We start from the raw sequence: 12,039 nt of genomic DNA, 5'->3' as shown, positions 1-12,039 counted from the left end.
CGACTGTCCGGTCGTGCGTGACGAGGCGGCGTTCGGTCCCAAAGCTCTCCCACGGTTGTGGCCGGAGGGTGGGCGGGCGCCAAACGCCGCGCGCCGGGTGGGGTGGCCACCCCACCCGGCGCAGCCCCAATCTCAGCACATCACAGGGCCGCCTCCTAGATACAAGGGTGGCCCGCGAAGCGGGTCGGGAGAGGGGAGCGACGGTGCAGGATCGAACTGTGGCCTTCACAACGCTCCGGCCTTGTCCGGAAGCCGGGCTCCCCTCACCCGACGCCCTCCGGGCGCCACCCTCTCCCGCAGAGGGGAGAGGGCGTGCGCGGGACTGTGGGTGTGTCGCTCCGGCAGGCCCCGGCCGGTTCAGGGCACGCCCGGCGGTGCGGGCGGTGCCGGCGGCGGGGCGAGCAGCGGCGCCAGCGCCGGGTGGCGCCCGGCGGGCATCCACGTGCCGCCCTGCGGGTGGATCTGGGTGGCGGCGGCGAGCGTCCCGGCGCGGGCCATCGCCGCGAGGTCGGCGAGCGCGAACGGGCCCTCGACCCCGTCCCGGTACAGGTAGAACAGCGCGTCCGGCGGCGGCGATGACGGCGGCGGCGGGACGGCGGCGGGCGGGGCGGGTGCCGCCAGCGCCAGCAGCGCCGCGGTCGTGAACCGCGCCGGGTCGACCGCCCGCTTGTCGAGGGCGCGTAAGGCGGGCGGGTCGGCGGGGTCGCGGTTGGCCTCCTCCGGGCCGACGTCGCCGAGGCTGCCGGGGATCGGCCGGGTCCAGTCCTCGATCCGGGCGAGCAGCGCGTCGTGGAGCGCTTGGCCCTCGCCGGGCAGATCGCCGGCCCGGAGGGCGGCGGCCGTCCAGCTCCGGGCGAGCGCGGTCGCGACCGCGTGGCCGACGCCGCCGACCCGGGTCTCGGCGTCGTAGTTCACGGTCTCGCGCCGCGGGGCGTAGGCGCGCTTGGCCGTCCAGGCGAACAGGGCGGCGAGCGCCAGGACCTGCACCGGGGAGAGGGCCGCCTCGGCCTCCGCCACCTGCGCGGCCAACGCCGCGCCCTGCACCCGGTCGAACAGCTTGCGCCGCAGGGTCCGCTCGGAGCCGACGCTGCGCCAGTCGCCGGGCTCGAAGGCGAACCGCCACAGGCCGGTCCCGGGATCGCGCCGCAGCAGCCCGAGGCAGGCGGCGCGCAGGAACAGCGACAGGGTCTCGCGCAGCGCCGCCGCCTCCGCGGCGGTGGGCGCTACGGGATCGGGGAAGCGCAGATAGTCCTTGTGGTTGTGCAGCGGGATCGCGTCGAGGCGGTCGAGCTCCTGATGGTAGGCGCTCCGCCAGTCGCGCCGCAGCGGCCCGAGCACGTCCAGCGGCACCCCCGACAGCTCGCAGTAGCAGACGATGCGGCCGCGCTGGCTCGATTCGAGGAAGGCGATCCCCCCGGTCCCGAGCACCGGCGGCATCGCCGCCCGCAGGGTCGGCCCGAACTCGGCCTCGAAGGCGCGGGCACCCTCGACCGCGAGGATGGTCTTGAACTGGTCGCCGGTCGGCTGGAAGGCGTCGAACCGGGCCTGGATCCACGGCATCGCCCGGGCGAGCATCAGGCCGAGCGTCTCGCGCTGCTGCGCCGGGGGCAGCTCGCGCAGGGCGTCGAGCGCCGCGGGGATGCGCGCCCGGTGCGGACCGAGCCGCCCGCGGGCCATGGCGCGCACGGCGTTGAGCAGGGCGGCCCGCGTTTCCTCCTCGCGCAGCAGCGCGAAGATGGCCCGCGAGCCGCCGTAGGCCCGGAACGCCTCCCGCGCCCAGGCCAGCGTGTCGGCGGCGGGCACCGCGATCTCGGGCAGGTCGCCGGAGGGCAGGACGAGGAAGGTGCCCCCCGAGGGCCGGTCGATGGCGTCGCGGATCTCGGCGATGTCGGCGCGCAGCTCGCCCATCAGCCGCACCACGTCCTCGTGGCCCTGGTCGAGGGCGCCGAGCAGGCCGTCGTGGCGGGCGCGGCCGGTCTCGTCGTCCCGGCCGATCCGCTCGCCGAGCCGGGCCGAGACCCGCCGCAGCAGCTCGGCCGCCTCGCGGGCGGCGATCGCCCGCACCCGCAGCACGCAGGAGCCGCGCAGGTCGTCGCGGGCCTGTTCCAGGTAGCGCTCGGCGTCGCGGCGGCCGGAGCCGAACAGGCCGGGGCGGACCTGATCGAGGCGGGCGAGCGAGTCGGAGAAGTGCCCCGCCAGCATCTCGTCGGCGAGCCGCGCGTAGGTGTCGGAGGCGGAAGACAGCCGGGCGAGCGCCCCGTCCTCGGCGGTGATCAGGCCCTTCACGCCCTCGATCAGCGCGAGCGCGTAGTCGAGGCCGCCGCGCTCCTGGTCGTCGAGCAGGCGGTAGACCGCCGCCCCCAGACCGCCCTCCCCGTCCGAGAGCCACGCCGCCTCGATCCGGGCGCGCACCTCCCGCACCTCCGCCCCGCGCGGGCCGTAGGTCGCCCCGGAACCGGTGCGGCCGAGGAGGTCGTCGCGCAGGCGCTCGGCCGCCTTGCGCAGGTTCGGCGCCCAGTCGCGGGGACTCGCGATCTCGGCCCGGATCGCGTCGACCGCCTCCTCGACGGCGAGCGCCGCCGATTCCTGGATCGAGGCGCCGTCCTCGCGCTGGAGCAGCAGCCCGACGAGGTCGTATTCCGGGATCCCCGGCGGGGCCGGGCGGATCACCTTCGGGAAGGCCTCGAAGGCGGAGAAGCGTAAGTGGAGCCGCTCGGCGGCGAAGCGGTCGCGCTCCTCGACCGTGGGGATGTGGCGCTCGGCCTGGCCGCGGGCGACGCCGAAGAACGCCTCGACCATGCCGAGCCCGGTCCGGGCCGCCGCCGCGTCGAATTCCAGGCTGCCGCGGGTGGCGAGCGTCGCCTGCCCCAGGGCCGAGTAGTTCAGGGAGAACAGGGCCGGCCGCGCCGCCGCGTCGGGGCTCGGCGGCGCCCACTTGCGCAGCTTGTGCTGGGTCTGGTTGACGCCCGTCGAGCGCTTGCGGCCCGAGAATTCGGAATTGCCGAAATCCTCGAACAGCACGTCGGCCATCATGTCGTAGAGGTCGGCGACCGCGCTGGTGCGCTGGTCGGCGAGGTTGTGGGTGTCGAACAGGTACACGTCGGTGAACGGCCGCTCGACGTGCCGGCCCGGCGCCTCGTGGTCGCCCCAGCGCTCGACGTAAGGCGGCTCGGGGCTGCCGCGCATGGCGTATTCGAGCTCGGAGAGCGTCGCGACGCCGTTGGCGAAGACCCGGTCCTTGTTGGCGCCGACGTAGCCGGAGGGCAGCACGAGGAACAGGTCGACCGCGTCCGGGCGCTTCGGCGTCTCCATCGAGGATATGGCGTAGCCCGCATCGATCACCGCCCCCGAGCCGGTGCCCCCGGCGACCGAGGCGACCACGACGACGCGCAGGTCGGTGGCGGTGTCGAGCCCGAGTGCCCGCAGGGCCGCCTCGTTCGACATGTTGGCGAGCACCGCCTCGCCCTTGGCCGAGAGCCGGCCGGCGAAGGCGCGCTGGCTGTCGAAGAACAGGAGGCGCGCGATGGCGCGGATCTGCCCGGCGCCCTTCGACGCGTCGATCCGCGACAGGTCGCGGGCGGGCAGCCACGCGTCGATGTGGGGGTAGCTCAGGCGCTCGGCCTGGTAGCGGGCGAGGTTGACCGCCTTCTGCAGGGTCTCGCCCTCGCGGAAGGCGACCTTGGCCGAGAGCGGGTCGGCGGCGGCCGCCCGGCCCTGCTCGCGGGCCTCCAGGGTGTCGGTGTCGAAGTACAGGAAGCCGGCGGCGGGGAACCGGTCGATCGCGTCGATCCGCGCCCCGTTCCAGTCCGCCTGGAGGATGCGGCGGCGCAGGCGCAGCAGCACCTCCATGCCGGTGCCGCCGAGCGCCACGAACACGGTCGGGCGGAGCTTGAGGCGGATATCGAGGGATGTCCCGGTCCCGCCGGCGCCCACATCGGCCATCGCGCTCACCGTCTCCGCTCCGGGGCCCGCAGGAACAGCAGCAGCGCCGCGCCGAACAGGACGAGGCACAGGCCGAAGCCCGCCAGCAGCCCGGCCGTGGCCTCCCACAGCCGCCCGACGGTGGCGGTGACGAGGATGGCGGCGGTGAGCATCAGGGCGGAGAACAGCATCCAGCTCGCGCCGTCGGCGGCGTCGATCGCGGCGCGGCGCCCGATGAGGTGGGCGCGCACGCCCCGGCGCACGAACAGGAACAGCGCGGCGAGGACCAGCAGGGCGCCGGCGCCGAGCGCGATCTCCGTGCCGGTGGGCGCCTGCCCGAGGCCGGCGAACGGGTTCGCCCCGGCCTGTGCCGCGGTCTGGGTCCCGGGTGCGGCGGGGACGGGTGCGGCGGGGACGGGCGCGGCCGGCGCCGTGGGGGCGGGCTCCCGCGGCGCCGGCAGGGTGAAGTCGCGGCCGGGCTGCGCCTGGACGGGGGTCGCGGCAGGGCCGGCGCGGACGAGGACGATCATGCGCGGGCTCCGGGCTCGGCGTCGGCCAATCGGGTGGCGCGGGCCGGCCCCCACAGGCCGGCGCGCACCCGCCAGCGGCTGCCGTCGGGGGCGCGCAGGACCAGCGGCCGGAACGGCTTCAGGGTCGCGCGCTTGGGAAACGAGCCGAGCATCACGGTCAGGGTGCGGGCCCGCATCCCGGCCGCCGCGCCGGCCCCGGCGGCGCCCGCGAGGGCCAGCGCCCCGGCGGAGGCGCCGATCAGCGGCCAGGGCGAGAACTCCGCCTCGATCCGCACCGGCAGGGTGACGGCCGTCTCGGAAACGGACTTGAAGTCGAGGAACAGGTCCGGCAGCCGGCCCTCCACCGCGGTATTCCCCGCCGCTTGACCCGCCGCTTGCCCCGTCCCTTGCCCCGCCGCGTCCCCTATCGTGTCCCCCCGCCCGGTCAGCAGGCTGCTCGCGAAGATCGGGCGGACCCGTTCCAGGAAGGCCGGGTCGAGGGCGAGGCGCAGGTCGGCGAGCCGCAGGGACAGGGTGCCGTCGACCGTGCGCCGTCCGGCCAGCAGCCCGGCGAGGCCGGGCGGGCGCGGCACCGGCGGCAGGGTCAGCACCGCCGACAGCGGCCCGCTGTCGGCGCCGGGGGCGATGCCCTCGATCCGCGCCGGTGCGATGGCGGCCTTCGCGAGGGCGGCGTCCTCGGCGAGCCCGGCTTCCTCAGATAGGCCGGCTTGCGCGCCGATCTCGGTCCAGGTCAGCGAGAGTCGGGCGTCGACGACGCGCTGCGGGTAGAGGCCGTTGTGCAGCCGGCCGGTGAGGCGCAGCGCGGCGCCCCGGGCGGCGTCGGCGCCGCGCACCACCAGCACGCCGTTCTCGGTGACCGCCCGCAGCCCGCCGCCGTCGAAGCCCTCGAAGCGCAGCGCGAGGCCGCCCGCCAGCAGCGGCTTGATCCGCACCGGCGGGTGGCTGAACAGCGCCCGCATCGGCGCGCCGGCCAAGGCCGCGTCGAGCGCCTGTCCCCCCGCCGCGCCGTAGCCGATGCCGTAGACGACGAAGCCCCCCTCCGAGAAGGTCCGGCCCTTCAGCGGCATCCGCACCGGGTAGGCGACGATCCGGGTGATCGCGTCGGAGTTGCGCAGGGCGGCGTAGAAGGCGGCGGTGTTGCGCGCCACCGCAGGGTCGTTGCCCGGGGCGTTCTTGTTATTGGTGACCATCCAGATCACCCCGGCCCGGCCGCGCAAGGCCAAGCGGATCGCGCCGACGAGCGCCCCGTCGAGGTCGGCGTCGGCGTAGGCGCCCGACGCCTTGCGCGGCAGGTCGATCCCGGCGACCGCCGCCCGCACCCGGGCGGCGTCGTAGGGGCCCTCGTAGAGGATCCGCGGCGAGGTCCGGCCGGGCACCTGCCCGTCCTGGTCGAAGGCGGCGACCGCGATCGTCCCGCCCGGCGCCCGCGCGGCGGCGGCCAGCGCCTCGACGAGGGGCCGGAACTGCGAGCCGTCGGCGGTCAGGAACGGCTCCATCCAGCCGGAATCCTGGATCAGCACCACCTGCGGCACCGGCTCGGCGGCCTGCGCCGGGACGAGCGCCAGGAGATGAGCCAGCAGAAGAGCCGGGAACGCCAGCAGCCGCGCGGGGAGACCGGCGATCATGCGCGCAGGCCCAGCGCGTGGCAGCGGCGGGCGCTGCGGCTCCACAGGTACAGGGTGCGGTCGTGCAGCAGCGCGCCCGCGTCGCCGAGCCCCTGGACCTCCAGCCCGACCGGGAGCGGGCGCAGGCCCGCGCCGTGGGCGTGGTGCAGCACCCGGCCGGCGACCGGCGCCGGCAGCGGCGCGCCGCGCAGGAACGGCCCGCGGGGGCCGGGGATGTCGAGGGCCAGGAGCACCGTGTCGCGCGCCAGCGCCAGCAGCGGCACCAGCAGGGCGCCCGCGTGGGCGCCGAGGGTCAGCGCCTCGGCCGGCGCCTGCCACGGCACGTCGAACCGCTCGCCCCCCGCGTAGGTGACGCCGTCGGCCGCGAGGTGCGGCCCGTCGAGGCGGTGCAGGGCCGGCGCGGGGGTCAGGGACGCGTAGTGATACAGGCCCCCGGCCATGCCGAGCTGGTGGTGCCCGTCGGCCCGGTCCCGCCACGGCGCCAGCCGGGGCAGCGCGGAGAACCCCTCCGGCCAGGGGACGAAGGCCGTCGCCCCCGCCGCCGGGCAGGCGACGAAGCCCGACGCGCCGGTCCAGACCGCGTCGCCGAGGCGGTTGGTCCAAGGACCGGCGAACGGACCGGCGAACGGGCCGGCGAAGGAATCGGCGAACCGGCCGTCACCGGTCTCCGGACCGAGATCGTCGAGGGCGGGCGGGCCGCCCCCGGGGGCGGCGCGGCAGAGGACGCGGCGGCCGTCCCGGGCGCCGAGCGCCAGCAGCTCCGCCCCGCGCCGGAGCGGCGCCGAGACGAAGCGCAGGCCCGGCAGCGCGACGACCGTGTGGTCGAGGGCGGGGCCGATCTGCGGCAGCGCCACCGCCACGAGCCGGTCCCGCGTCGCGTAGGCGAGGCCGGCCGGGTCCGCCGTCAGGCCGGGCCCATCGCCGGGCGACGGCAGGCGGCCCATCGCGCGGAAGGCCCGCCCGTCCCAGGCCTCCAGCGCGCCGAGGTTCTCCTGGACGAGGTAGAGCGCCGCCGGGCGGCCGGCCCGGACCGGGGCGGGCAGGCCCCCCGGCAGCGGCAGTTCGGCGGCGGAATCCGGGTCGATGTCGAGGATCTCGGGGTCCGGCGCGGGGCCCGGCGGCGGCAGGCGCGCGCCGGTCTCGGGGGCATGGGCGAAGGCGGCGGGCCAGGGGCGGCCCGCGCCGTCGCGGCGCACGCCGAGCCCGGCGATGCGCGCGTCGTCGGCCGCGACGCGGACGCCGCCGACCTCCGCCGCCACCGGCCGGCCGCCGGAGAAGCGCCAGGTCTGGGGCCCGGGGAGATTCGTGACGGCGGGGTCCGGCGCGATCGGCCAGGCGGTCTCGGCCGGCGCTGCGCCGCCTGGGCCCGGCCGATCCCGCGGGGCTGTCTCGTCGCGATTCAACGGCCCTGTTCCGCGGCTGTCACCACGTCCGATCGTTCCCGATTTTTTATAGGAATGGAAGTGCGGGGCTGTTGCGCCGGTCCTTCGTCCCCGCCGGACTGTCCAGGGCGGCTCACGGGATGCCGATGATCTTGTGGGTCTGGAGCGACAGGCGCCAGCGCGCGTCCGCCCGGCAATAGGCGACCGCGGCCTGCGTGCTGGCGATCCGCTCCGGCCCGTCCATCGGCTGGAGGAAGCGGTGGTGGAAGGGCAGGTCGACGAAGGCCTCGGGCGGCGCGTCGGCCTGCGGGTAGACGAGCTTCAGCTCGTGGCCCGAGCGCTGGGCGAGGGGGTTGCCGCCCTTGGGGCTCACGCAGATCCAGTCGATCCCATCGGGGGCCGGCAGGGTCCCGTTGGTCTCGATCGCGATCTCGAACCCCGCCTCGTGCACCGCCGCGATCAGGGGGGCGTCGAGCTGGAGCAGCGGCTCGCCGCCGGTGAACACCACGTAGCGCCGTTCGGGACCGCCCGCCCAGGCCGCGGCCACCGCCGCCGCGAGGCTGCCCGCATCGGGGAAGCGGCCGCCGCCCTCCCCGTCCATCCCCACGAAGTCGGTGTCGCAGAACCGGCAGGCGGCCGCCGCCCGGTCCGCCTCGCGCCCCGACCAGAGGTTGCAGCCCGCGAACCGGCAGAACACCGCCGCGCGCCCCGCCTGCGCCCCCTCCCCTTGCAGGGTGTGGAAGATCTCCTTGACCGCGTATGCCATGGTCCCGCCGCGGCTCCTTCCCCGCCGCCCGCAGATAGGCGCGCGCGCGCCGCCGCACCACCGGCGTGCCGCGCAGGGCGCGTATCAGGCCCGCGCCAGCCAGCCCCGGAAGGTGAAGGCCGCGTAGAACAGCGCGACATCGGAAAAGCCGGCCTCGCGGATCAGCGCCTCGTCCCGCTCCGGGGTGAGGAAGGGCAGGTGCGCGCCGACCCCCTCGCGCATCGCGCGCGCCCGGTCCGGCGCGACGCCGGAGGCGACCGCGAAATCCGCGAAGCGCGCGAGCCACGCCGCCCGCCCCGCCTCCGGGACGCTGTGGTGGGCGACCACGAGTGCCCCGCCGGGCCGGAGCCGGCGACGGATCTCCCGCAGGGTCCGCAACCGCTCGGCCTCGGGCACGAAGTGCAGGGTCAGCAGGCTGATTGCGGTGTCGAACGGCCCGTCCGGCGCCGCATCGACCGTGCCGCGGTGCAGCCGGGCGCGGGGGGCGAGCGGGCCGAGGGTGCGGCGCGCGAGATCCAGCATCGCGGCGGAGGGGTCGACCCCGTCGAACCGCCAGCCCGGCCGGGCCTCGGCGAAGACCTTCAGCTCCAGGCCGCCGCCCGCGCCGACCACCAGCAGCCGTCCGTCCCCGGGCATGCTCTCCGACAGGAGCACCAGGGCCATGCGCTGGAGGTCCCGGAAGCCGGGCACCAGCCGGGGCGGCCCGTCGGCGTAGGCGGCGACCGCCTGCGGATCGGAGAACGGATCCATGGGGGCGGTTAGCACGGGGCGGAGCGCCCGCGCGAGGGGCGAGGGGCTGGGCGCGAGAGGCGGCCCGGTCGCCGGTCGCGCGAAAGATGTCGATGGCGGCCCGGGCCGGAATGCGGCCCCGCGCCATGGTCTTGCCACGGAAGCCGCGTTGATGCCCCCTGAAGCGCGGTGACGGGACGCCGGGGCCGCGCGCATCTTTTCGGCCGGCACCGATCCGATGCCGCCGGACGCCAGCAGAATCGGGCTCGAATGTCCTCTTCCCTCTTCCGGCGCGTGACGGTCGGGCTCGCGGCGCTGACCGGCCTGCTCGGCGCGAGCGTCGCCGGGATCCGGGCGGCCGAGGCCGTCACCGTGCCGATCCTCGTGGTCGACGTCGACTCGGGCAAGGTGATCTACTCCCAGGCGCCGACCGACCCCTGGTATCCGGCCTCGATCACCAAGCTGATGACGACCTACGTCGCCCTCGACCTCGTCCGCCAGGGCCGGGCGTCGATGGACACGATGATCACGGTCTCGGCCGGCGCCGCCGCCGAGCCGCCCTCGAAGATGGGCTTCCGGCCCGGCACGCAGCTCACCCTCGACAACGCCCTGAAGATCATCATGGTGAAGTCGGCCAACGACGTCGCCTACGCGATCGGCGAGAGCCTCGGCGGCTCGGTCGAGGGCTTCTCGGACATGATGAACGAGACCGCCCGGCGGATCGGCATGCAGGACAGCCGCTGGTACAACGCCAACGGCCTGCCCGACCCGCGGCAATGGACCTCGGCCCGCGACATGGCGGTGCTGGCCCGGGCGCTGATCCGCGACTTCCCGGGCAACCACGACCTGTTCTCGATCTCGGCGATCCAGTTCGGCAAGGCGGTGATGGCCAACCACAACGGCCTGCTCGGGCGCTATCCCGGCACCGACGGGATGAAGACCGGCTTCATCTGCTCGGGCGGGTTCAACGTGGTGGCGAGCGCCACCCGCGGCGGCCGGCGGGTCGTCACCGTGATCATGGGTCAGCCGAGCCCGCGCGAGCGCGACGTGAAGGCCGCCGACCTGTTCGACTACGCCTTCGCGCAGGGGGCCGGCTGGACGAGCCCGACGCTCGACGCGCTGCCGGCCTCGGCGGTCGCGGCGCCGCCGGACATGCGCCCCTACGTGTGCGGCGGCAAGAAGCCGCCGGCGATCGACGACGGGGCGGGGGCGCTCACCGCCGCGGGCTCGGCGGCGCAGCTCATCGGCGGCGCGGCCGCGAACTCGCCGGCGCTGGCGCTGGCGGCGTTCTCCAGCCCGGCGCTGCGCGCCCGCTCCCTGCCGCCGCGGGCGCCGCTCCAGCCGGTCGCGGTGTGGATCGGCCGCGACCCGGCCGACGGCCAGCGGCAGCTCGAAGCGCAGGAGAACGCGGCCAAGACCGCCGCCCTGACCGCCCGCGCCGCCAAGCTGGAGGCCGCCAAGGCCAAGCGCGAGGCGCTGCTCGCCCAGCGCGCGGCGGCCAAGGAGGCCGCCAAGGACGCCGCGAAGCAGGCCCAGGCCGCCAAGGTTGCCGAGAAGGCGGCCGCCAAGCCGGCCTCCAAGACCGCGGCGAAGGCCCCCCATGCCGGCCTGCCGCGGACCGCGAGCGCCTACACCGCCGTGGAGACGCCTGGCATGCCCGAGGCCAAGCCCGGCAAGGGGCTGGCGAAGCCTGCCGCCAAGACCGCGCAGGCGGCCGCGCAGAAGGCGGCCCCGAAGGCCGCGGCCAAGCCGGCCGCCAATCCCGCTGCCAAACCCGCCGCCAAGTCCGCCACGCGGAAGGCCCAGCCCGCGGACGCCGACGAGTAGGCGCCCCGGGCATCGCCCGCGCGCGTTGCTTCGCGGCGCGCGCGGCCCCATCTCGGCGCGGATGCCCGAATCCGCCCCGCCCCCGTCCGAAACAGATCCGCGCCGGCCGGAGCCGATCCCGCTCACGGTGCTCACCGGCTTCCTCGGCGCGGGCAAGACCACGCTGCTGAACCGGCTGCTGCGCGATCCGGCGCTCGCCGACACGGTGGTGCTCGTCAACGAGTTCGGCGAGATCGGCCTCGACCACCTGCTGATCGAGGCGGTGGACGAGGACATGGTGCTGCTCGGCGCCGGCTGCCTGTGCTGCACCGTGCGCGGCGACCTGATCGCCACGCTGGAGGACCTGCTGCGCAAGCGCGACAACGGCCGCATCCGGCCGTTCCGGCGCGTGGTGATCGAGACCACCGGGCTCGCCGACCCCGCCCCGATCCTGCACGCGCTGATCTACCACCCCTACCTCGTGCTCCGGTACCGCCTCCAGGCGGTGGTGACGGTGGTCGACGCGGTGAACGGCGCGGCCACCCTCGACGCGCACCCGGAAGCCCTGCGCCAGGCCGCGGTGGCCGACCGGCTCGTCCTCACCAAGACCGATCTCACCCCGGACACCGGCCCCCTGCGCGCGCGGCTTTCCGCCCTCAACCCCGCCGCCGCGCTCCTCGCCCCGGACGCCCCGGCGGAGGACCTGCTCGGCGGGCTGTTCGGGCTCGCGGGCAAGGGCGCCGACGTGCGGGCGTGGCTCGGCGCCGAGGCGGTGTCCGAGGAAGGCGGGCACGCCCACGACTGGCACGCCCACGACGTCAACCGCCACGACGCCGCGATCCGCGCGGTCTGCCTGACGAGCGCGGCGCCGGTGCCGCGCCCGGCCTTCGAGATGTTCCTCGACCTGCTGCGCTCCGGCCACGGGCCGAAGCTCCTGCGGCTCAAGGGGCTGGTGGCGCTCGCCGACGATCCGGAGCGTCCGGTGGTCGTTCACGGCGTTCAGCACGTCGTTCACGCGCCGCTCACCCTGCCCGCATGGCCCGACCCCGACCACACCTCCCGCCTCGTCCTGATCCTGCGCGACCTCGACCCGGCCTTCGTCGAGAAACTCTGGGACGCGTTCCTCGGCCGGCCGCGCCCAGACGCGCCGGACGCGGCGGCGCTGACCGACAACCCGCTGGCGATCCCCGGCTTCTGATCCGACGCCGCGGCACCGTCCTTGAAACCGGACCCTCCGAAGGCGCTCCACGGGCGCCACGGTGTCCCGGACCGGGACGGAA

At 76.1% G+C, this 12,039-nt stretch carries 8 protein-coding genes; 2 read left to right on the top strand and 6 right to left on the bottom strand.

Annotated features, from left to right (window positions below):
* Window positions 1-357: 357 nt before the first annotated feature.
* The 6 genes from Q8W71_RS20990 to Q8W71_RS20965 all read right to left on the bottom strand — a co-directional run bounded on the left by Q8W71_RS20990 (window position 358) and on the right by Q8W71_RS20965 (window position 8,974).
* Window positions 358-3,942, bottom strand: a complete 3,585-nt coding sequence (locus Q8W71_RS20990; protein WP_305527349.1) for a tubulin-like doman-containing protein — start codon at window positions 3,940-3,942, stop codon at window positions 358-360.
* A gap of 5 nt (window positions 3,943-3,947) precedes the next feature.
* Entirely contained in the window at window positions 3,948-4,451 is a 504-nt protein-coding gene (locus Q8W71_RS20985; RefSeq protein WP_305527348.1) for a hypothetical protein, read from the bottom strand.
* Window positions 4,448-6,076 carry a hypothetical protein gene (locus Q8W71_RS20980; protein ID WP_305527347.1) on the bottom strand — a complete coding sequence of 543 codons (1,629 nt, stop codon included), beginning with the start codon at window positions 6,074-6,076 and terminating at the stop codon, window positions 4,448-4,450. Before Q8W71_RS20980 ends, Q8W71_RS20985 begins: the two co-directional genes overlap by 4 nt.
* Window positions 6,073-7,479 carry a hypothetical protein gene (locus tag Q8W71_RS20975; RefSeq protein ID WP_305527346.1) on the bottom strand — a complete coding sequence of 469 codons (1,407 nt, stop codon included), beginning with the start codon at window positions 7,477-7,479 and terminating at the stop codon, window positions 6,073-6,075. Before Q8W71_RS20975 ends, Q8W71_RS20980 begins: the two co-directional genes overlap by 4 nt.
* A gap of 112 nt (window positions 7,480-7,591) precedes the next feature.
* Complete coding sequence (gene queE / locus Q8W71_RS20970) at window positions 7,592-8,224, bottom strand: 7-carboxy-7-deazaguanine synthase (RefSeq protein ID WP_305527345.1); 633 nt, start codon at window positions 8,222-8,224, stop codon at window positions 7,592-7,594.
* Window positions 8,225-8,308: 84 nt separating this feature from the next.
* A complete protein-coding gene (locus Q8W71_RS20965; protein WP_305527344.1) occupies window positions 8,309-8,974 on the bottom strand; it encodes a class I SAM-dependent methyltransferase in 666 nt (221 codons plus the stop codon).
* A gap of 249 nt (window positions 8,975-9,223) precedes the next feature.
* Between Q8W71_RS20965 and Q8W71_RS20960 the strand changes: the two genes are divergently transcribed.
* Window positions 9,224-10,780: a D-alanyl-D-alanine carboxypeptidase family protein gene (locus Q8W71_RS20960; protein ID WP_305527343.1), complete on the top strand. Its 1,557-nt coding sequence runs from the start codon at window positions 9,224-9,226 to the stop codon at window positions 10,778-10,780.
* Window positions 10,781-10,841: 61 nt separating this feature from the next.
* The gene (locus tag Q8W71_RS20955; RefSeq protein WP_305527342.1) at window positions 10,842-11,957 is read left to right on the top strand and encodes a CobW family GTP-binding protein; all 1,116 of its coding nucleotides are present in this window, start codon (window positions 10,842-10,844) and stop codon (window positions 11,955-11,957) included.
* Window positions 11,958-12,039: the final 82 nt, after the last annotated feature.

Source organism: Methylobacterium amylolyticum, from assembly GCF_030700245.1.
In the GTDB taxonomy this organism is placed as follows: domain Bacteria; phylum Pseudomonadota; class Alphaproteobacteria; order Rhizobiales; family Beijerinckiaceae; genus Methylobacterium.
The sequence above is the reverse complement of the archived record's forward strand: the minus strand, read 5'-3'. Positions and strand labels throughout refer to the sequence as shown.

Bases quoted from the DNA above. Each gene is read 5' to 3' on its own strand.
- Q8W71_RS20990 (WP_305527349.1), bottom strand. From the start codon at position 3,942: ATGGCCGATGTGGGCGCCGGCGGGACCGGGACATCCCTCGATATCCGC.
- Q8W71_RS20985 (WP_305527348.1), bottom strand. From the start codon at position 4,451: ATGATCGTCCTCGTCCGCGCCGGCCCTGCCGCGACCCCCGTCCAGGCG.
- Q8W71_RS20980 (WP_305527347.1), bottom strand. From the start codon at position 6,076: ATGATCGCCGGTCTCCCCGCGCGGCTGCTGGCGTTCCCGGCTCTTCTG.
- queE (WP_305527345.1), bottom strand. From the start codon at position 8,224: ATGGCATACGCGGTCAAGGAGATCTTCCACACCCTGCAAGGGGAGGGG.
- Q8W71_RS20965 (WP_305527344.1), bottom strand. From the start codon at position 8,974: ATGGATCCGTTCTCCGATCCGCAGGCGGTCGCCGCCTACGCCGACGGG.
- Q8W71_RS20960 (WP_305527343.1), top strand. From the start codon at position 9,224: ATGTCCTCTTCCCTCTTCCGGCGCGTGACGGTCGGGCTCGCGGCGCTG.
- Q8W71_RS20955 (WP_305527342.1), top strand. From the start codon at position 10,842: ATGCCCGAATCCGCCCCGCCCCCGTCCGAAACAGATCCGCGCCGGCCG.